Source organism: Microbacterium sp. HMH0099, assembly GCF_049384025.1.
Classification (GTDB): domain Bacteria; phylum Actinomycetota; class Actinomycetes; order Actinomycetales; family Microbacteriaceae; genus Microbacterium.
In genome coordinates this window covers 485,321-505,242 of record NZ_JBMRJR010000002.1, presented here as the reverse complement: position 1 = coordinate 505,242, position 19,922 = coordinate 485,321, and the positions used below count along the sequence as shown (strand labels likewise).

The window sequence follows — 19,922 nt, the reverse complement described above, 5'->3', positions numbered from 1 at the left end:
GGTTCCGAGGGAGCGACATGACCGACACGCCCAACCCGCCCGAGGGCTGGTATCCCGACCCCGCCGGCAGCGGCGACCTGCGCCGCTGGGACGGGACGAGCTGGACCGACGAGCTGCGTCCGCCCGCTCACGCTCCCGCGCCCGACGCCGCGGACAGCTCCGCGGACGCCGGGACCGCACCGTCGGCCGAGGAGCCGGCGGTCGCCTTCGGCGATGCCGCGCCGGCGCACCCCGCGTCCGCCCACGAGACGTCGTCCGACGCCGCGCCCGTGCACCCCGCGCCCGTCGACGCCGCCGCGCCGACCACCGACGCCCGTCGCGATGCGGCCGACGTCCGTCACGAGGGCGGCGACGCCGCTCCGCACGAGGGCGGCGACGCGGCGGACGGCCGTCACGACGGTGCCGAGGACGCCGACGCCCGCCGTGACCGCACCGCCGCCTGGGACGCGGAGGCCGCCGACCGCGACCGTCCCGCACCGCCGGCACCCCTGACCCCGCCCGCGTACTCCAGCGGCGCGCCCGTCCCGCCGCCGTACTCCAGCGGCGCCCCCGTCCCGCCGCCCGGCGGCTCCGCCCCGGCGAGCGGGTACGGCAGCTCTCCGACCACCCCGTACGGCGCCGCCGCTCCCGCATACGGCGCCGCGGCCGGGTACGGTGCGGCCGCCGGATACTCCGCCTCCCCGACCGGAGGGGCATCGACCCCCGCGCGGGCCGGCGACCCCACCACCGTCTGGATCTGGCTGCTGGCCGTGCTGCCCCTGGTCAGCACCCTGTCGCTGTTCCTCTTCGACTGGACGGGCGCCATCGAGGCGTCCGTGTACAGCTCGATCTACGGTTCGTCGAGCGCCGGATCGCTCGCCTTCCTCGGGACCATCTCCGGCTTCACGCTGCTCGCGCTGCTGCTGAACGCCGCGGTCGTCGTGTTCTCGTTCCTCGACTGGCGCACCCTGCGCGCGCGGGGCGTCGACCGTCCGTTCCACTGGGCGTGGAGCTTCCTCATCCTGGCGATCAGCACGAACGCGGTGTACATCATCGGCCGTAGCGTCGTCGTCCGCCGGCAGACGGGCAAGGGGCTCGCCCCCCTGTGGGTGTGGATCGCCTCGACGGCCCTGGCGTTCATCATCGGCACGGTGTTCGTCCTGTGGCTGCTCGACCGGACGTTCGTCATCATGCAGCAGGCGGGCATCGGCGCGTACTGAGCCCCCGGCGGACGGCCCCGGCGCTTCGGCGACCGGGGCCGTCCGCATCCCGGGACACCGCGTCGCGTGAGCGGAGCGAGAGGCGGGGAGGAGGATGCCGCGGCGTTCTCCGTCGCTGCGGCCGGGCGCACTGCCGAGGAGTCAGCCGCGGGCCGCGGCGATGGCGTCCCAGAGCGCGTCGGCTGTCTCGTCCTTCGACCCGGCCGCCCGGCTGACGACGTCCCCGGCCCCGGTGACGACGACCACGGCGTTCTCCCGCGACTCGAAGCCCTGCGTCCACCCCACCGCGTTGGCGGCGAGCAGATCCACGCCCTTGCGTGCGGCTTTGGCACGCGCGCGCTCCAGGAGCTCCGCCTCGTCGGCGACGGTCTCGGCCGCGAACGCGACGATCGTCTGGCCGGGCCGGCGGCGGCTCGCCAGACCCGCGACGATGTCGGGGTTCTCCACGAGCTCCAGCGTCAGCGTGTCGCCGCCGGTGCGGTCCTTGCTGAGCTTGCGCTCGGACACCGCGGCGACGGAGTAGTCCGCCACGGCCGCGGCCATGACGACGACATCGGCGTCGGGGGAGGCGGCATCCATCGCCCTCTGCATCTCCGCGGCCGTACCGACGCGGACGACCTCGACCCGAGGATCGGGGACGACGTCGGCCTCGAGGTGCGCGGCCACGAGGGTCACGCGCGCGCCGCGCGAGACGGCGGCGCGGGCGAGGGCCACTCCCTGGCGTCCGCTCGAGCGGTTGCCGAGGAAGCGCACGGGGTCGATCGGCTCGCGCGTGCCGCCGGCGCTGACGACGACCGACAGGCCGTCCAGATCGCGGGGACGCTCGACGAGCGCGAGCGCTGCGGTGACGATGTCCTCCGGCTCCGACATCCGCCCGGGTCCCGAGTCGCCTCCGGTGAGCACGCCGTCGGCGGGACCGACGACGTGGACGCCGCGTTCGCGCAGCACCCGCATGTTGTGCGTCGTCGCGGGGTGCCGCCACATCTCGGTGTGCATGGCCGGAGCCACGACGACGGGGGCGGTGGTCGCCAGCAGCGTCGTGCCGAGGAGGTCGGAGGCCAGTCCGGCGGTCATCGCGGCGAGGGTGTTCGCGGTGGCCGGGGCGACGATCACGAGGTCGGCGGACTGGCCGAGCGCGACGTGCCGCACCTTGGCGACGTCGTCGTGCACCGACGTCGTGACGGGGTTGCGGCTGAGCGCCTCCCACGTCGGCAGGCCGACGAAGCGCAGCGCGTCGTCGGTGGGGATGACGTGCACGTCGTGCCCCGCCTTCACGAGCAGCCGCACGAGGCTGACGGTCTTGTAGGCGGCGATTCCCCCGGTGACCCCGACGACGACGAACATCGTCCCAGTCTTCCAGGTCCGCGCATTCCTCTCCTCCCGGCGGAGCGTTTCCTGCCCCGACCTCGGGAGACGGGCCCGCCGGGATCCGGACGAGCCGGCGGACGGGCCCGGCAGCGCGGCGCGCGGGTAGCGTGGATGCCGTGTGCACCGTCGTCATCGACGTCCCGGTCGACCCGCGCGACCCCGTCCATCTGCTCGCCGTCCGCGACGAGGAACGCGACCGTCCCTGGCGCGGTCTCGGCCCGTGGTGGCCCGAGCACGGGGACGTCCTCGGCGTCCGCGACGACCGCGCCGGCGGCGCCTGGCTCGCCGTGGATCTCGCGGCGGGGCGTCTCGCCGTGCTGCTGAACCGCGAAGACCTCTCGGACCGCCGCGACGACGAGGTCGTCAGCCGGGGCGGCATCCCTCTGTCCGCCGTGTCCGGGGGGCTCCCCGCGACCCCGCCCACCCGCGGGTTCAATCTCGTCGAGGTGGATGCCGCCGGCGCGCACCTCGTGGAATGGGACGGCGTCGTGTCGCGTCGCAGCCGTCTGCAGCCGGGCACGCACATGGTCGCCCACCATGCGGTCGACGACCCGGGGACGCCCCGCATCGCCCGCTGGCTGCCGGAGTTCCGCGCCGCCGGACTCGCGGACGGGGCCGCCTGGTTCACACCGTGGCTGGACGTGGTCGCGGCCGGGACCGCGGACCCGTCGTCGTCCGTGCTGCGTCGCGACGCCCACGACCAGCACGTCCTCGAGTCCCTCCTCGTGTGCACGGCCAGCGTCGGCCCCGACGGCATCGAGGTGCGCGAGGCCGCGCTGTCCGAGCCGGGGGAGTGGGACGGCGGCATCCAGGACCGCCTGCTCGCGCGCTCGTGGGGGCGCAGTAGGCTGGAGGACGTCCGCCTCCGTAGCTCAGGGGATAGAGCGCCGCACTCCTAACGCGGGCGTCGCAGGTTCGAATCCTGTCGGGGGCACCACCGGCCGCCTCCCCATCTGGGGAGCGCCTACCCCTCAACCGCCGCCGAGACACCCTTCCGCGGAGATGCGCACCGACGTGCGATCGGTCCGCCCGTCCGCGGCGTCGCTGACGCTCAAGGGCGACGGGAGGCGCTGACGGCGGTTCACCGGCACGGCGACGACGGTCTCCCCGTCCGGCTGGACGACGGGATTCGGGATGCCGCGGACTCCCGGCACCCGCACCCGCACGGGCACGTCGTCGTGGTTGCGCACCTGCACGCGCACGACGCTCGCCCGCGGTGAGCACACGTCGCGCGACACCGCGTCCACGGCGAGCGGGACGGGGACCGACTCCGCGGCCACGCGGTTCAGCGCCGCGGCCGTCCGGGCATCGAGGCCGAGCTCGGACGCGGCGCTGCCGGGGCCGACGGGCAGCAGCTGGGGATTGCGGTGCGTCAGCGTCGCCGTCAGGACGGCGGCGGCGAGGTAGCTCCCGGCCGCGGCGGCGTGGCGATCGTCCTGCGCGCTCCACAGCCGTGCCGTGCCGGGGGCGACGCCGTCCGCCGGGGTGCCGTCGGCGGCGCCCTCCTCCACCGCGCGGACGAAGGCGGCCCCCACGGGAGCGGTGCGCGTCCACCCCGTGGTGAGCGCCTCGTCCGCGTAGGCGGCGTCGAGGTCGTCCTGCATCGCCCGGAGGGCCGACGGGCCCTCCCCGTACCCCTGCAGGCGGACGCTCGTCGGCGACGCCCACGTCTCGAACAGCACCGTCCGGGTGGCCGACGAGGCGGCGCGGACCCGCTCGTGCATCGTCCGGGCCGCGGCGTGGAACGACGCGCTCGACCCGCCGTGCGCGGCAGGGAGCGCGGACAGGCTGAACTCCTGGGCGACGACGGCGTCCCAGGGCTCGTCGAAGACGTGCGGCCGGTTCTCCAGGTGCCACTGGAGCGACTGCCCGCCGACGGCTTCGAGGCTGATGTCCAGCGGCACGCCGAGATCGGCGGACAGCCGCGACACGATGCCCGGCACCCCGCCGGTGCCGCTGTCGTTCAGATCGTCGACGGTGCCGCTGCCGTACGACACGGTCGGCTCCTCGAACCCCTGCGTGAAGCTGTTGCCGACGAACAGCACGCGGTCGCCGGCCCGGACGACGGGCGCGAGCTGGGCGGAATCCTGGATGCCGGGGGCTCCCGGTCCCGCGGCGTCCTGCGGGCGCGGGTCGAAGGTCGACACGCCGGGCCGGGGCCCGTCGGAACCGGTCGCCGCCGTCGCCGGCGTCGCCGTCAGCACCGAGGCGACCACCGCCGCCAGCACCGCGAGGGCGCGGCGACGGGCGGATGCGGTGGGCACGTGGTCCTCCGGGTCGGGGACGCCGGGGCGTCCGAGCGGGCTCGCTCCCAGCATCCGGCACGGAGGTGAACAAACGGCGCGCGACGAGCCGGGAAGACCCGGACACGACGATGCCCCGGCACGCGGCCGGGGCATCGTGAGGACCGCGCGGCGGTCAGGCCTGCTCGGTGACGGCGAACTGCACGCCGCCCTGCCCGTCGAGCTGCGCGTCGAGGACGCGGTCGTCGAGGACCTCGGCGGCATCCGTGTCCAGGAACACGCGGGCGCCCTGGTTCTCCACGACGGCGTCGGCGGGCTCCGGCTCGGCCACGACGGACAGCCGGAACTGCGACTCGGGGGAGCCCGCTCCCTCGATGCGGACGCCGCCCTGGGCGGCATCCGGGAATTGGGCGGTGATCGTCTTGACGGCGCTGGTGGCCTCTTCCGTGAGTGTCAGCATGGCGACTCTCCTTCTGTGTCGACGTCAGGAGTCAGCCACGATTCCGAGATCGGGAAGGAGGGTCAACCTGAGGGCGTCATTGCCAGCGTTCTCTCACGGAGGTCGCAGCCGGCTCAGGGCAGCAGCCCGGCGCGGCGCGCGCGGGCGACGGCGGCGTGACGCGTCGATGCGTCCAGTTTCGCCATCGCCGAGGCGAGATAGGACTTGACCGTCGTCTCGCGCAGGTGCAGGGCCTCGCCGATCTCGCCGTTCGTCGAGCCGACGGCCGCGCACGCGAGCACGTCGATCTCGCGACGGGAGAGGTGCACGTCGGGGGCGTCCCGGACCTCGGGGGCGTCGCCCGACAGGGCGGCCAGGCGCGCCTCGAGCTCCTCCAACCGCCGGCGCACGTCGCCGTCGCCGACCGTCGCGGCGATGCTGCGGAGCTGGGCGTAGCTCTGCCGGATCTCCTCGCGGGCGGCGGGCCCGATGCCCTCGTCCGCGGACGGCAGGGCCGACATCCGCCGCTGGACCTCGGCCCGCACGCGCAGCTCCGTGCCGAGCTCGCCGGCCACGTCGAAAGCCGGACGCGCCTCGCGCTCGCCGAGGGGCGCCTGGGCCCAGGAGCCGCAGTACAGCACACCGCGGGCGGCCCCGCCGACGAGCACCGGGACGGCGAAGAGCGTCGCGATGCCCTCGCCGAGGATGGCGCGGTCGTAGTCGTGGGTGATGGACCGGGCCGTGCGGTAGTCGAGCGTCAGCCGGGGACGTCGTTCGACGAGCGCCCTCCCGCCGAGACCGCGCTCCGCGTGGACGACGAGGCCCTCGATGCTGCGCGTGCGCGCGCCGACGATCGAGGAGACGTGGACGGCGCCGTTGTGCTCCAGGCCGCCGAAGGCGACGGGGAAGTGCGTGCGCCGGGCGAGCTCGACCACGGCGGTCGCGACGAGGGAGGCGTCATCGGCAACGGTGGCGGGGGCCTGCACGCAGTACCTACTTCCGGGGGTGACGGCTCCGTCGCCGCCTTTCGTAGCGTCGACCATACCACCGGGGATGCCACGGCCCACCCGGTCATATCCCCTTCCGGTGCAGTGCGGCGCCGGGGATTCATGAGGCAAGGAGGCCACATGACGGACAGTCGGATCGACGGTTCCCCGAAGGGTGCCATCGACTACATCGCGGTCGAGGAGTCCGCGCCGTTCCGGGAGTTGAAGAGGCGTCAGCGCAGCTTCGTGTTCCCGTTCGCGGTCGCGTTCCTCGTCTGGTACTTCGCTTACGTGCTGCTGTCGTCGTTCGCGCCGGGGTTCATGGCGCAGCCGGTGTCGGGGGCCATCACGGTGGGCCTGCTCATCGGCCTCGGCCAGTTCGTCACGACGTTCGCCATCACCATGGGCTACGTCGCGTACGCCAACCGCCGGCTGGACCCGCTGGCCGAGCAGATGCGCACCGACCTCGAGCGCTCCGAGAGGGGTGAGGCATGAACGAGGTCTTCGGCTCCGTGCACGCCGCCGTGCAGACGGTGGAGAACAACCCCATCCTGAACATCTCGATCTTCGGGGCGTTCGTGGCGGTGACGCTGTTCATCGTCATCCGGGCCAGCCGCAACAGCAAGACGGCGGCCGACTACTACGCCGCCGGCCGGTCCTTCACCGGTCCGCAGAACGGCTTCGCCATCGCGGGCGACTACCTGTCGGCCGCGTCCTTTCTCGGCATCTGCGGCGCGATCGCGATCAACGGCTACGACGGGTTCCTCTACTCCGTCGGATTCCTGGTGGCCTGGCTGGTCGCCCTGCTGCTCGTCGCCGAGCTGATGCGCAACACCGGCAAGTTCACGATGGCGGACGTGCTGTCGTTCCGCCTGCAGGAGCGACCGGTGCGGATGGCGGCGGCCATCACCACCCTCGCCGTCTGCTTCTTCTACCTGCTGGCCCAGATGGCCGGTGCCGGCGGTCTGGTCTCGCTGCTGCTCGGCATCACCGAGCGGGTCGGGCAGTCGATCGTCGTCGCCGTCGTCGGCGTCCTGATGATCGTCTACGTGCTCATCGGCGGGATGAAGGGCACGACCTGGGTGCAGATCGTCAAGGCGTTCCTGCTCATCGGCGGCGCGCTGGTCATGACGATCTGGGTGCTCGCGATCAACGGGTTCAACCTGAACACCCTGCTCGAGAGCGCGGTCGCGGCCTCGCCCAAGGGAGAGGCGATCCTCGGCCCGGGCCTGCAGTACGGCGCCAACCCGTGGGACTTCCTCTCGCTCGCTCTGGCCCTCGTGCTCGGCACCGCGGGACTCCCGCACGTGCTGATGCGCTTCTACACCGTGCCGACGGCCAAGGAGGCCCGGCGTTCGGTGGTGTGGGCCATCTGGCTGATCGGGCTGTTCTACATCCTCACCCTCGTCCTGGGCTACGGCGCCGGCGCACTCGTGGGGGCGGAGACGATCCTCGCCGCACCCGGAGGAGTGAACGCGGCCGCGCCGCTGCTGGCCCTCGCGCTCGGCGGGCCGATCCTGCTCGGCTTCATCTCGGCGGTGGCGTTCGCGACGATCCTGGCGGTCGTGGCGGGTCTGACCATCACGGCGGCGGCGTCGTTCGCACACGACATCTACGCCAACGTCGTCAAGAAGGGCGACGTCCCGCCGGACGGCGAGGTCAAGGTCGCCCGTCGGACGGTCATCGTCATCGGCGTGCTGGCGATCGTCGGCGGCATCGGCGTGCAGGGGCAGAACGTCGCGTTCCTGGTCGCGCTCGCCTTCGCCGTGGCGGCCTCGGCCAACCTGCCGACGATCCTCTACTCGCTCTTCTGGCGCCGCTTCACCACCCGCGGCGCGGTGTGGAGCATGTACGGCGGGCTGGGGTCGGCGCTCGTGCTGATCCTCCTCTCGCCGGTGTTCTGGGGCGGGCCGACGAGCGTCTTCGCGAACACGGGCGTGGCGATCTGGCCGCTGAACAACCCGGGCATCGTGTCGATCCCGCTGGGCTTCCTGCTCGGATGGCTCGGCTCGATCACCTCCTCCCGCCGGGAGGATCCGCGCAAGGCGGCCGAGATGGACGTGCGCTCCCTCACGGGGCACGGGGCCGAGAAGGCCACCAGCCACTGAGGCTGTGCGACGAGGCGGGGCCGGGGGCGTCATGCTCCCGGCCCCGTCCGCGTCCGCGGGCGGCGCGTCTCCGGCCCGCGTCAGGCGGGGATGCGCAGGCTCCGCCCGAGCAGGACGCGGCTCTCGTGGTCGAGGAGCGCCCGCTTGACCTCGGGGTACCCGCCGTATTCGCCGATGGATCCGTCGGAGCGGACGACCCGGTGCACCGGGACGACGAGGGAGAACGGCGTCTTGGCGCAGGCGGTGCCGACGGCGCGTGCGGCACGGGGAGCGCCGGCCATGACGGCGACCTCGCCGTAGGACGCCGTCTCGCCGTAGGGGATCCCGCGGACGGTCTCGAGGGCCTCGCGGGCGAAGCCGCCGATCAGTCGCCAGTCCAGCGCGACCTCGAACTGCCGCCGCGTTCCGGCGAAGTACTCGTCGAGCTGCGCGCACAGGGCGGCCGCCGGGGCGTCGTCCGGCTCGGGCAGCACGCCCAGACGCGGGCCGAGAGCCGCGAGGGACACGTCGATCCCGTCGTGGGCGAGGTCGAGCGAGACGAGCGCGTCGTCGACGAAGACGAGGACGGCGGGGCCGACCGGGGTGTCGTGGATGGTGCGGGTGATTCTGCTCATGGGGTCATCCTGTCCATCCCGGTCCACCGCCCGCTGGGCCTCCGCGTCGTTCCGTGGACGGTTCCGCTCGTTCGCATGCTGGGGAGGAACGGCCGATCCGTCGGCGTGTCCGATCCGGCGAAACTCGGCCTGACTACAGGCGATCGTCGGAGACGCCGCCTAGTCTGGCAGACGTGTGGCGAGCTGAGGGTGGCGCCGTGATGGGCGCGGAGGGTGACGAGACGTCGTCCGTCGATCCGGGCGAGCTGCGATTGTCGGAGCCCGGCATCGTGGTGCGCCACGTCGCCGACCCCGAGCGTGACCGCATCCGCGCCGAGGCCGCGGTCCTCGGCGGGAGGTCGACCCTCCTGCGCTTCGACGACGCCCTCGACGCCGGTATCGACATCACCAAGGCCCACCCGGGGTCCCTCCCGCAGTTCATCACCGGCCGCGCGACGATGCTCTCCAACCTCTTCCGCGACGAGGTGGCCCTGCGCACGGCGCGCATGGCCGCGGAGCGGATCACCGCGAAGAACGTCGAGCTGCGCACGGCGCGCGGGCTGGAGCCGGTGCACCTGGCCGTCGGCCTCGCCGGCTGGAAGGTCGGGGGAGTGGAGTGGTCCGCCCCCGTGCTCCTGCGTCCGCTGGCCATCCGCCGCCACAACGGCGACTTCGAGCTCAAGCTCCACGGCGCGTTCGTCATGAACCCCGAGCTCGCCCGCGCCTTCCGCACCCACTTCGGCATCCAGATCGACAGCGCGGCGCTCGCCGGTCTCGCGTACGACCAGGGCGTCTTCAAGCCGCAGCCCGTCATCGACCATCTCCGCCGGCTCACGACGCACATCCCCACGTTCGTCGTGCACCCGCGTCTGGTCATCTCGTCCTTCGCCGACGTGGCCTCCGGGATGTCGCGCGACACGCACGACCTCGACGACCCGCTGCTGAACGCGCTGGCCGGTCACGTCGACGACCGCGAGCGCGTCACGGTCCGTCGCGACGAGCCGACGGTGCTGAGCCCCGACGAGCGGACGCCCGCGGCCGACACGCTGCTGCTGGACGCGGACGCGGAACAGGAACGCGTCCTCGCGCGCATCTCCGCCGGGCACTCCCTCTCCGTCCACACCCTCCCCGGCACCGGCGGCACGCAGACGGTCATCAACGCCGTCGGCCAGCTCGTGCACGACGGCAAGCGCGTGCTGGTGGTCAGCGCGCGCCGTTCGACCCTCGACGGCATCCGGCACCGCCTGGCGGGCATCGGCCTCGCGGGCCTCGCCGTGACCCCGCGTCACGTGCGCCGCGACCTCATCCGCGCGATCGGGCGCAACGAGAAGGCCGAGCAGCCCAAGGTCGCCGACATCGACGACGCGCTCGTGCGCCTGCGCGCGGTCCTCCGTGACTACCGTTCCGCGGTGACCGAGCCGCACCTCGCGCTCGGGGTGTCCGCGTTGGACATCCTCCGCGCCCTCACCGCCTTGGCATCCGGGGACCACGCGCCCTCGACCGAGGCGCGACTCGACCTCTCCACGCTGGAGCGCCTGGCCGGTCGCCGCGACGCGGCGGCCCGCGCGCTCGCCACGGCCGCGCGTCTCGGCGAGTTCCGCTTCGGGCCCGACGATTCGCCGTGGTACGGCGTGAGCTTCACCCGCACCGAGGACGCGCGCGCCGCCCACGACCTGGCGGCCAAGCTGCACGCCCAGGACGTCCCCCGCCTGCTCGAGCGCGGCTACGAGCTCATCGCGCAGACGCGCATGCGCCCGTTCCAGACGGTGTCCGAGCTGGGCGCGTACCTCAAGCTGCTGCAGGGCATCCGCGAGTCGCTCGACCGCTTCAGCCCCACCGTCTTCGAACGCCCCCTCGGCGAGCTCATCGATGCGCACTCGCCGCGTCGCGACGGCTCCGCGATGAGCGGGCCCAACCGTCGCCGTCTCCGCCGGCTGTCGAAGGAGTACGTGCGCCCGGGGGTGCACGTCCCCGACATGTACGACGCCCTCGTCCGCATCCAGCAGCAGCGCACCGAGTGGCAGCGGGTCGTCGACGCCGGGGTGACCCCGGAGGTGCCGCTGGGCTTGGGCGACGTGCACGTCGGATGGCAGCGGGTCGACTCGCTCCTGGCGGAGCTGGACGCCGTGCTCGGACGACAGGGCTCGGACCGCCTGGCGACCCTGCCCGTGCAGCGCCTCGTCCGAACGCTCGCCGGCCTCGCCGCGGAGTCCACCTTCTTCGACAACCTCGTCGAGCGCGCGCAGCTGCGCTCGGAGCTCGCCCGTCTCGGCCTCGAACCGCTGCTGGTCGAGCTGTCCGTGCGGCACGTCCCCGAGGAGCGGGTCGGCGCCGAGCTCGAGTTCGCCTGGTGGCAGTCCGCCCTCGAGCACCTGCTGCGCACCGATCGTGCGCTGCTCGGCGCCAACACGACCGTCGTCGACCGCCTCGAACGCGACTTCCGCCTCGTCGACGAGGCGCACGCCGCCGCCGCGGGACCGCTGCTGGCGACCAAGCTGGCCACGCAGTGGCGGATCGGCATCGTCGACCACGCCCACGAGGCGGCCGCGCTGAAGAACGTCCTCAAGGACGGCCTGCACACCGCGCAGGAGATCTCGGATGCCGCGCCCACGCTGCTGCGCACCCTCGCCCCCGTGTGGCTGGCCTCTCCCTATGAGGTGCCCGACGTCCCGCACGATCTCGCGTTCGACGTGGTGATCGTCGCCGACGCCGCCGCGCTGTGCCTGTCCGAGGCGGCCCCTGCCCTCCGCAGGGCGCGGCAGGTCGTGCTGTTCGGCGACCCGGTCACGCAGAAGCCGACCCCGTTCCGCGTCAGCGCGGCGATCTCGGCAGGAGTCGAGGACGACGTCGAGGTGCCGTTCGACGAGACCTCCGTGTTCGAACGCGTGGCCGAGCTGCTGCCGGTCGAGACGCTCACCCGCAGCTACCGCGCCGGCGGCGAGGATCTCGCCGAGCTCGTCAACGACGCCTTCTACGGCGGCGAGATCGTGTCGCTGCCCTGGGCCGGGTCGTACCTGGGCCGCGGCAGCCTGAGCGTCGACTACGTCGAGGGAGGCACGGGTACCCCCGATCCGATCACCGGCGCGGTGGAGAGCCCCGACGCCGAGGTCGCCCGCGTGGTGACCCTCGTCGTGGAGCACGCCGTCAACCGCGCGTCGGAGTCGCTCATGGTCGTCACGGCCAGCCGTCGGCACGCCGAGCGCGTGCGCGCCGCGGTCGAGGCGGCCCTGGCCGGCCGGTCCGACGTCGCCGCGTTCGTCTCGCGCGACGCGGCGGAGCCCTTCGCCGTCCTGACGCTCGAGGAGTCCGTCGCCGAGAGCCGCGACCGCGTGGTGTTCTCGCTCGGGTTCGGCCTCACCCGGCACGGGCGCGTCCTCAGCGACTTCGGCGACCTGTCCACCCCGGACGGCGAGCGACTGCTCACGGTCGGCATGACCCGCGCGCGGCGGTCGATGGTCATCGTCTCCTCTATCCGGCCGTCCGCGTTCGACGACGGTCGCCTGGAGCACGGCGCCGCGACGCTGATGGGCATCCTCGGCAACGTCGCGGCCCGCGGTCGCGAGAGCCGCCTCGAGGACCTCGCGGACCCGCTCACCCGCGCCCTCGCGCGCGAGCTGCGGCACCTCGGCGTGACCGTCGACGTCGACTACCGCGGTCTGCTCCCGCTCGTCGCGCGGTACAAGGGCAAGGCGGTCGTCGCCGAGAGCGATCCGGAGACGATCGGCGAGTCGCTGCGCGAGACCCTGCGCCTGCGCCCGCAGATCCTGCGCCGCCTGGGATGGCACTACGTGCGCGTCCACGCGTTCGACCTGTACAGCGACCCCGCGGGCGTCGCGGCCCGCATCGCGGAGCTCCTCGGCGTCGTCTCGGACGAGCCGCCGACGGGCGCGACGACCGAGCAGCTCGACCTCCCCGACTGAGGGACGATGAACGAGACTCCGGATGCCGCCCACCCGGGCGCTCCGTCCACGGCCGAGCCGAGCGCGTCCCCGTCCGACGCCGCGACGAGCGATCCCGTCCCCGGCGTCCCCGCCGCGCCCGACGACGCGTCGACGACCCCGCAGGGGCCGCGGCAGCGCGTCGTGAAGGTCGGGGGAGCGCGGCGTGCCCGCCTCCTCCCGGCACCCGGGACCAGCGCGGAGCCGGCACCGGCGGACGATCGCACGCGGGGGCGGCCGGTCACGCCCGTGGCATCCGGTCCCAACGACGACCGCTTGCGGCAGGACGTCCCCCCGCACTATTGATCGAGGGCCGCCCCGGGGATCCGATCCCGGGGCGGCCCTCGTCACCTCATGCGCGGGGCTGTCGCTCCAGCAGGTCGCGGATCTGCACGAGCAGCTCCTGCTCGGTGGGGAGCTTCGGCTCCTCCGCCTCCTTCTGCACGCCGGCGCGGGCGGCCGCGCGGGCCTTCCACCGGTTCATCGGGTAGACGAACACGAAGTAGACCACCAGGGCCACGGCGAAGAAGCTGACGATCGCCGACAGGAGCGCCGGCAGGGGGAACGTGACCTGCTGGCCGTAGATCCCCGTGATGGTCGGCCCGAGCGAGCCGTCCTCCGCCGGACGGTAGAACACCTCGATGAGTGGGGTGATGATGGAGCTGACGATGGCGTTGACGACGGCGGTGAACGCCGCGCCGATCACCACCGCGACCGCGAGGTCGATGACGTTCCCGCGGAGGATGAACTCCTTGAATCCCTTGATCATGCGCTGCACCCTTTCGTGCCGCGCCGACCGGGGCTCAGGATGCCGAGGACGACGCGGACGTCTTCGATTCCGACTTCGATGATGTCGAAGATGCGCTGCCGCTGCCACTGCTGCTGCTCAAGCCGGCGGCATCCGTCGTCTTCGATCCGCCGCGCGAGTCGGTGCGGTAGAAGCCCGAGCCGTTGAAGGTGACGCCGATCGAGCCGTATTGCTTGCGCAGCTCGCCCCCGCACTCGGGGCACTCGACGAGGGCGGCGTCGGAGAAGGACTGGACCGCGTCGAAGCGGTGACCGCACTGCTTGCAGGCGTAGGCGTACGTGGGCATCGGGTGATCCTTCGGGTGTTTTCAGGACGCGGCGTCGAGGGACATCGTGCGGGTGGGGGTCACGACGCCCGAGACGGGCTGGTCGTGCACATCGCGGGGGACGTCGTCCACGAGCTCCGAGTCGAAGATGACGGCGTAGACGGGCGGGCACTTCTCCATCGATCCGATGGTCTTGTCGAAGTAGCCGCGACCCCAGCCGAGCCGCATCCCGTGGCGGTCGACGGCGGCGGCGGGGATGACGAGGAGGTCGACGTCGTTGACGGCGATGGGTCCGAGCACGTCGCCGACCGGCTCGGGCACTCCGAAGAGCCCCTCGCCCACCTCGGAGTCGGGGGTCGCGACGGTCCAGTCGAGCAGGCCGTCCTCGCGGGTGATGGGCAGGAGGACCCGGATGCCGCGGGCGACGGCCCCCGTGATGAAGGCGCGGGTGCTCGGCTCGGTGGTCGTCGAGAGGTAGCAGGAGATGCTGCGGGCGCCGAGGCGATCCACGAGCGCGTCGAGCTGGGCGGTGATCCCCGCCTCGGCCGTCTCCCGCGCCTGCGCCGAGACGGTGTGGCGTCGTTCGCGCAGATCCGCGCGCAGCGCGCGCTTGGCCTGCTCGATGCTGTCCGGCATGGAGGTAAGTGTAATTGCGCGTCCCGACACCGCGGTGTCATACGGCAGCGCTAGGGTATCGCCATGCCCAACAAGCCCTTCAAGGCCGTGATTCCGGCCGCAGGACTCGGTACTCGCTTCCTTCCCGCCACCAAGGCGATGCCGAAAGAGATGCTCCCCGTCGTCGACAAGCCCGCCATCCAGTACGTCGTCGAGGAGGCGACCGGCGCCGGCATCGAGGACGTGCTGATCATCATCGGCCGCAACAAGAACAACATCGCGAACCACTTCGACTCCATGCCGGAGCTGGAGGCCAAGCTGCGCGAGAAGGGCGACAGTGACAAGCTCGCCAAGGTCGAGCACTCGTCCGACCTCGCCGACATCCACATGGTCCGGCAGGGTGAGCCCAAGGGCCTCGGCCACGCCGTCCTCCGCGCCCGCAGCCACGTGGGAGACCACCCGTTCGCCGTCCTGCTGGGCGACGACCTCATCGACGAGCGCGACCCGCTGCTGACGAAGATGATGTCGGAGTACGACAAGCGCGGCGCGACCGTCATCGCCCTCATGGAGGTCGACCCCGAGCACATCCACCTGTACGGCGTCGCCGCGGTCGAGGCGACCGAGGTGGACGACGTGGTCAAGGTCACGCAGCTCGTCGAGAAGCCCAAGGCCGAGGACGCCCCCTCGAACCTCGCCATCATCGGTCGCTACGTGCTCGGACCCGACGTGTTCGACATCCTCGAGCACACCGAGCCGGGCAAGGGTGGCGAGATCCAGCTGACCGACGCGCTCGAGGAGCTGGCGACGGGCGGCGGCGACGGCGGCGGCGTGTACGGCGTTGTCTTCCGCGGCCGGCGCTACGACACCGGCGACCGCGTCGACTACATCAAGGCGATCGTGCAGCTCGCGGCCGACCGCGACGACCTCGGTGCCGAGCTCCGTCCCTGGTTCAAGGAGTTCGCGGCGGGTCTCTGATCCGGCCCCGACGTTATGGATCTCTCCGTTCCGCGACGGCACGGTGAGGTGTCGATCCGCCTCATCCGCAACCGCGACGCCCGCATCCTGCAGCAGGAGCTGATCGACAACCGTGCGTGGCTCAAACGGTGGGAGGCGACGAACCCCGACGGGCCCGTGTCGTTCGACATGCGCCTCGGCGTCAAGCGCCTGCTGCAGCAGTTCCGCGACGGCCTCGGCGTCCCCCTCGTCATGGAGTGGGGCGACGAGGTCGCCGGGCAGCTGAACGTGTGGGGCGTCGCGCGCGGGTCGCTGTCGTCCGCGACGGTCGGGTACTGGGTCAGCGAGCGCTTCGCCGGTCGCAACATCACGACGATCGGCGTGGCCATGGCCACGGACATGTGCTTCACCGAGCTCAACCTGCACCGCATCGAGGTGTGCATCCGGCCCGAGAACCACGCCAGCCTGCGCGTCGTCGAGAAGCTCGGCTTCCGGTACGAAGGGCTCCGCCGCCGGTACATCCACATCGACGGCGACTGGCGCGACCACTACTCCTTCGCGCTCGTCCGCGAAGAGGTGCCGAACGGCGTGCTCGACCGGTGGGTGCGCGGGCAGGTGCCGCCCGACGCGGCGCGCGTGCCCCCGTCCGACCGCGTGTCCTGAGGCCTCGCGCGCGTCGGCCGGCGTTCCCCGCGCCGACAGGCGGCTTCGCGGCGGATTCGGCGGCGACACGCGGAGGGATGCCGAATGGTGACCCTCGCGTGACCTAACGTGGTGCCATGGGTGGGCAGGTTCTCGGCGGTGGGGTGATCGTCCTCGTCGCGGTCGCGCTGTGGTTGGTGTACCTCCTGCCGTCCTGGCAGAGCCGTCACCGGTTCACCTCCGCGGAGCGGAACGCCGTGCGACTCGGGCAGGCGCTGCGCGTCCTGGCGGAGACGTCCGAGACGCCCCGCGAGATCCACCTCGAGCTCACCGCCCGCACCGCCCACCAGCAGCAGAAGCTCGCGAAGCAGATCCAGGCGCAGAAGGCCGCGACCGAGCTCGCGGAGGCCAAGGCGCGCCTGGAGATCGCGCGGGTCGAGAGCGCCCGCGACCGCGACCTCGTCAAGGAGCAGCGCGCCGCCGACCTGGCCCTCGCGAAGGCGGAGCGTCAGGCCGCCGTCGAGTTGGCAAAGGCCGAGCGCGCCGCCGCGGCGGAGATCGCGAAGGTCGAGCGGGAGGCCGCCGTCGAGATCGCGAAGGCCGAGCGCGCCGCCGCCGCCGAGACGGCCAAGGCCGAGCGCGCCGCCGCCGTGGCCCACAAGCGCGCGGAGCACGCTCTCGCGGTGCAGCGTGCGCGCCGGGAGCGCGAGGCCGCCGCGGGCGGGCCCGAGACGCGCCGTGCTCGTGCCCGTCGCCGATTCCGTCTGACCCTCAGCACTCTCGCACTCGCGGGCGCCGTCGCCCTCGGCGTCGGGGTGACACTGAACGTCGCGGCCCTGATCCTCGTCGGTGGCGCCGTCGTCGTGGCATCCGGAAGCCTTCTCCAGCGCCTGTCGCGCGTCGCCCGCCGCACGGACGTCCGGCCCGTCGCGGTGGCCGCGCCGCGAGTCGCGACCCCCGTGCCGGACTTCGCCGTCGTCGCCACCCCCAAGCCCACGTGGACGCCGCGCGAGCTGCCGCGGCCCCTCGTGGCGTCGGCCGGGTCGCGCGCCGCTGCCGTGCTGGACGAGCAGGCCGCCCGCGAGGCCCTGCGCGCGGCTGCGCGCGAGCAGGCGGTCGCCCGGGACATCGCCGCCGCCGCGCCCACGCCGATCGAGACCGCGCGTCCGGCCGCCGCGTCGCCGTACGCGGGCATGGGCTACGTCGACGACGCCGAGATCGAGGACCACGTCCGCCGGCTGCTCGAGCGACGCGCCGCCACCGCCTGAGTGCCGCTGGGGCCGCGTCCGTCCGCGCTCCCGATCTCGCAGTTCTGCACGGTTCTCGCAGAATGCGCGGCTGACTCTGCGAGGTCTGCCTCTTTCTCCGAGTTCCGTGCGACGCCGGACCGCGGCACGCCCGGGGGGTGAACCGGTTGGGGGACGTCCCGCGGCCCGTGATAGTGTTGCGGGGTTGTCAGGGCCTGTGGCGCAGTTGGTAGCGCGCTTCGTTCGCAATGAAGAGGTCAGGGGTTCGAATCCCCTCAGGTCCACCAAATTGGTCTCTTTAGAACAAGTGACCTTGTAAGAGCCATTTGTTCGCGGCGCTTCTCCGTTAGGAGAGGCGCCGCTAGTGTTTTGGGTCGCAGTCACGATCGTGGCGAACGGCTCAGCTAGCTCGCCCTCCGCTCCCTCGTCGCGAGTGATGAGGATGCGCTTGAAGAAAGCTTGATTGAAGGTGCGCCGTAGAGAGTCTGGGGCGCGCACGTAGGCCTCATAGCAATTCTCAATCAGTGCCATCGCGTCATCGAGATTCTGTTCCAGCGCGTGAAACTCGGTTTGCAGGGCGTCGAGTCGATCGCTGATGACTGCCATCTCACGGTTGATGCGTTCCTGTTCATCCCGGTAGAGCTGGCTTGGGATTGTGCTCTCGAGGTGACCGTCGAGTAGCTTTTTGCTGCGCTCCATCAGGCGAGCCTGCTGGTTCAGAAGCTCTCTCTGGGTCCGCTTCGCTGCTTCGGATCCCTCTTCCAAGACGGTGCGTAGATGAGTCTCTGTTCGCTCTGCCGCCTCGGGGGTCAGCACGACGAGCTTGTACAGGGTCTCAATCTGTCGCTCGACCTCGTGGATGTTGACGGCGGACATCGTGCACTCGGTCCGCTTCTGGTGTCGACCGACGCAGACGAAGTACGGGTAGGTCGCACCAGAGCGGTTCGTCGAGTAGTGAATGATCAGACGGCTCTGGCACGGCCCACAGAAAACCGAACTCTTCAAGTAGTGGTTGTGAATGCGGGCCTTCTCGCCAGTCGATCGTGACTCGAGCATCTGCTGGCACTTCTGCCATGTCTTCTCATCGGTAAGCGGCTGGTGCCGCCCCGGATAGCTGACACCCTGGAACTTCACGATGCCCATGTAGTACGGGTTGGTGAGGATGTTGTAAAGCTGGCCTGGGGTGAGTGGGTGCGCAGCGCGCTTCGGCGTTGGGGGAGTGGCGAGCCCACGAGCGGTGAGTTCGTCCACGAGCTGCGTGATGGTGAAGTCTCCGGACGCGTAGGCGGTGAAGGCCCATCGCAGAAGCGGGGCACGGTCATCGTCGATGACTACGGTTCGGACTTCGCGACCCTCATCGTTGATCACCGCGCGGTTCTTGTATCCGATGGGCGCCTTGCCAGTGGTGCCACCCGTCTTTGCCTTCTGGCTCATGCCTTTGACGACTTCGTTGGCGAGGTTCCGAGAGTAGAACTCGGCGATCGAGCTCATGATGCCGTGAAGAAGCATTCCTGAGGGTGTCTCGTCGATGTTCTCGCTGACGGAAACGAGGCGCGCCTTTGCTTTCTGGATGGCCAGGTTGATCGCGACATCGTCCGCTCGACTCCGGGCGAGTCGGTCGACCTTGTGGACGATGACGAAGTCCACTTGGTGCTCAGCGATGAACGTCAACATTCTCTGCAGATCTGGGCGATCGGCGGACCTCGCGGACTCGCCGCGGTCGACAAACTCCTCGACGATCTCGGCGCCAAGTGAACCAGCCTTGCGTCGGTTCGCTTCTCGCTGTGCGGGCAGGCTGTACCCCTCGGGGTCGCCATCTCGTTCGGCTTGCTGACTCGTCGAAACCCGGAGATAGGACACGGCGGTGAGTTTTGTTGTATAGTGGCCCCGGGCGGGGCTGCGGTGTCGTACATGACTGCTCCTTTCTGGCCGCCAGTTGAGCGGACGCGGCCTCTTGATTTACGCTCACTTCACCTATTAAGTCGAGATGTGTGGCGATGTGGTTTTGTCATCGCTGACCTGCGAAAACCTTGACCATCCGAGGGCGCGCTCCGTCCTCGGGCGATGGAGCGTGGGGCCAGGCGGCTGGCTGCGCGTCTGGCCCCACGTGGTGACCTCACTGCTCCTCGAGTAGGAGAGTGGTGCCGTGTCGTTCGAGCACGCGTTGGTGCTTTCTGATGGCGGTCTTCTTGAATCCACGGTACGAGGGGCTCGGTACGATGAGGGTGTGTGCCGGGTGCTCCTTGAGGCAGTCGAGGATGTTGGCCAGGCGTGTTCGCTGGTCGCGGGGCGGGATGTCGCACAGGGTGATGAGCCGTCGAAGATGCAGGCCGTGGCGCTGGGCTTCGGCTTCTGCCATCTCGCACTGCTTATCGACCGTGAGGTATCCGTACCGTGCCGGCGATCGTCTGGTCGTCATGTTCTCGATGAGGATCAAGGCGGCGACCGCGCCGTCCCTCCTTTCTGAACCTGTCTCGTTGGTGTTGGTGATGCGCATGGTCGCCTCCTTTCATGAGG

Annotated in this window: 18 protein-coding genes, 2 tRNA genes and 1 pseudogene; 11 read left to right on the top strand and 10 right to left on the bottom strand. The window is 71.5% G+C overall.

What is annotated here, in order from left to right; all coding sequences use genetic code 11:
• Window positions 1-17: 17 nt before the first annotated feature.
• On the top strand, window positions 18-1,199 hold the full coding sequence (locus tag ACO03V_RS06155; protein WP_423136984.1) for a DUF2510 domain-containing protein: 1,182 nt from the start codon (window positions 18-20) through the stop codon (window positions 1,197-1,199).
• Between the two features lie 141 nt (window positions 1,200-1,340).
• Here ACO03V_RS06155 and coaBC read toward each other — a convergent pair whose 3' ends face one another.
• Window positions 1,341-2,543 carry a bifunctional phosphopantothenoylcysteine decarboxylase/phosphopantothenate--cysteine ligase CoaBC gene (gene coaBC / locus ACO03V_RS06150; protein WP_423136983.1) on the bottom strand — a complete coding sequence of 401 codons (1,203 nt, stop codon included), beginning with the start codon at window positions 2,541-2,543 and terminating at the stop codon, window positions 1,341-1,343.
• A 131-nt stretch (window positions 2,544-2,674) separates the two neighbouring features.
• On the opposite strand from coaBC, the gene ACO03V_RS06145 reads away from it, so the two are divergent.
• The gene (locus tag ACO03V_RS06145; RefSeq protein ID WP_423137130.1) at window positions 2,675-3,466 is read left to right on the top strand and encodes an NRDE family protein; all 792 of its coding nucleotides are present in this window, start codon (window positions 2,675-2,677) and stop codon (window positions 3,464-3,466) included.
• Window positions 3,429-3,504 (top strand) — tRNA-Arg (locus tag ACO03V_RS06140). The genes ACO03V_RS06145 and ACO03V_RS06140 overlap by 38 nt, the downstream gene beginning before the upstream one ends.
• Window positions 3,505-3,538: 34 nt before the next feature.
• Here ACO03V_RS06140 and ACO03V_RS06135 read toward each other — a convergent pair.
• From ACO03V_RS06135 to ACO03V_RS06125, 3 genes are all read right to left on the bottom strand, one after another.
• Complete coding sequence (locus ACO03V_RS06135) at window positions 3,539-4,831, bottom strand: hypothetical protein (protein WP_423136982.1); 1,293 nt, start codon at window positions 4,829-4,831, stop codon at window positions 3,539-3,541.
• Window positions 4,832-4,985: 154 nt separating this feature from the next.
• On the bottom strand, window positions 4,986-5,270 hold the full coding sequence (locus tag ACO03V_RS06130) for a Fe-S cluster assembly protein HesB (protein WP_423136981.1): 285 nt from the start codon (window positions 5,268-5,270) through the stop codon (window positions 4,986-4,988).
• A gap of 113 nt (window positions 5,271-5,383) precedes the next feature.
• Window positions 5,384-6,292, bottom strand: a complete 909-nt coding sequence (locus ACO03V_RS06125) for a helix-turn-helix transcriptional regulator (RefSeq protein ID WP_367726253.1) — start codon at window positions 6,290-6,292, stop codon at window positions 5,384-5,386.
• An 84-nt stretch (window positions 6,293-6,376) separates the two neighbouring features.
• On the opposite strand from ACO03V_RS06125, the gene ACO03V_RS06120 reads away from it, so the two are divergent.
• Window positions 6,377-6,730, top strand: coding sequence for a DUF485 domain-containing protein (locus tag ACO03V_RS06120; protein ID WP_367726254.1), 354 nt, complete (start codon window positions 6,377-6,379; stop codon window positions 6,728-6,730).
• Entirely contained in the window at window positions 6,727-8,343 is a 1,617-nt protein-coding gene (locus tag ACO03V_RS06115) for a solute symporter family protein (protein ID WP_367726255.1), read from the top strand. The genes ACO03V_RS06120 and ACO03V_RS06115 overlap by 4 nt, the downstream gene beginning before the upstream one ends.
• 80 nt (window positions 8,344-8,423) lie before the next feature.
• Here the strand turns inward: ACO03V_RS06115 and ACO03V_RS06110 are convergent, their stop codons facing one another.
• Entirely contained in the window at window positions 8,424-8,957 is a 534-nt protein-coding gene (locus ACO03V_RS06110) for a methylated-DNA--[protein]-cysteine S-methyltransferase (RefSeq protein ID WP_367726256.1), read from the bottom strand.
• A 200-nt stretch (window positions 8,958-9,157) separates the two neighbouring features.
• Between ACO03V_RS06110 and ACO03V_RS06105 the strand changes: the two genes are divergently transcribed.
• Window positions 9,158-12,856 carry an AAA family ATPase gene (locus tag ACO03V_RS06105; protein ID WP_423137129.1) on the top strand — a complete coding sequence of 1,233 codons (3,699 nt, stop codon included), beginning with the start codon at window positions 9,158-9,160 and terminating at the stop codon, window positions 12,854-12,856.
• Window positions 12,857-12,862: 6 nt separating this feature from the next.
• Window positions 12,863-13,180: a hypothetical protein gene (locus ACO03V_RS06100; protein WP_423136980.1), complete on the top strand. Its 318-nt coding sequence runs from the start codon at window positions 12,863-12,865 to the stop codon at window positions 13,178-13,180.
• Window positions 13,181-13,226: 46 nt separating this feature from the next.
• Here ACO03V_RS06100 and mscL read toward each other — a convergent pair whose 3' ends face one another.
• From mscL to ACO03V_RS06085, 3 genes are read right to left on the bottom strand one after another with little or no spacing between them, the layout of a single operon-like run.
• Window positions 13,227-13,643: a large conductance mechanosensitive channel protein MscL gene (gene mscL / locus ACO03V_RS06095; RefSeq protein ID WP_367726258.1), complete on the bottom strand. Its 417-nt coding sequence runs from the start codon at window positions 13,641-13,643 to the stop codon at window positions 13,227-13,229.
• 34 nt (window positions 13,644-13,677) lie between these two features.
• The gene (locus ACO03V_RS06090) at window positions 13,678-13,968 is read right to left on the bottom strand and encodes an FmdB family zinc ribbon protein (RefSeq protein ID WP_423136979.1); all 291 of its coding nucleotides are present in this window, start codon (window positions 13,966-13,968) and stop codon (window positions 13,678-13,680) included.
• Window positions 13,969-13,989: 21 nt separating this feature from the next.
• Window positions 13,990-14,583 carry a 5-formyltetrahydrofolate cyclo-ligase gene (locus ACO03V_RS06085; protein WP_423136978.1) on the bottom strand — a complete coding sequence of 198 codons (594 nt, stop codon included), beginning with the start codon at window positions 14,581-14,583 and terminating at the stop codon, window positions 13,990-13,992.
• Window positions 14,584-14,646: 63 nt separating this feature from the next.
• Here ACO03V_RS06085 and galU point away from each other — a divergent pair, with 63 nt between their 5' ends.
• From galU to ACO03V_RS06065, 4 genes are all read left to right on the top strand, one after another.
• A complete protein-coding gene (galU, locus tag ACO03V_RS06080) occupies window positions 14,647-15,537 on the top strand; it encodes a UTP--glucose-1-phosphate uridylyltransferase GalU (protein WP_367726261.1) in 891 nt (296 codons plus the stop codon).
• 15 nt (window positions 15,538-15,552) lie between these two features.
• Entirely contained in the window at window positions 15,553-16,179 is a 627-nt protein-coding gene (locus tag ACO03V_RS06075) for a GNAT family N-acetyltransferase (protein ID WP_367726262.1), read from the top strand.
• A gap of 116 nt (window positions 16,180-16,295) precedes the next feature.
• A complete protein-coding gene (locus ACO03V_RS06070; RefSeq protein ID WP_423136977.1) occupies window positions 16,296-17,426 on the top strand; it encodes a large exoprotein in 1,131 nt (376 codons plus the stop codon).
• Between the two features lie 190 nt (window positions 17,427-17,616).
• Window positions 17,617-17,692 (top strand) — tRNA-Ala (locus ACO03V_RS06065).
• A 556-nt stretch (window positions 17,693-18,248) separates the two neighbouring features.
• On the opposite strand, the pseudogene ACO03V_RS06060 reads toward ACO03V_RS06065, so the two are convergent.
• A pseudogene (locus ACO03V_RS06060) lies at window positions 18,249-19,265 on the bottom strand (recombinase family protein); the annotation flags it as partial.
• Between the two features lie 256 nt (window positions 19,266-19,521).
• Window positions 19,522-19,902: a hypothetical protein gene (locus tag ACO03V_RS06055; RefSeq protein ID WP_423136976.1), complete on the bottom strand. Its 381-nt coding sequence runs from the start codon at window positions 19,900-19,902 to the stop codon at window positions 19,522-19,524.
• Between the last annotated feature and the right edge of the window lie 20 nt (window positions 19,903-19,922).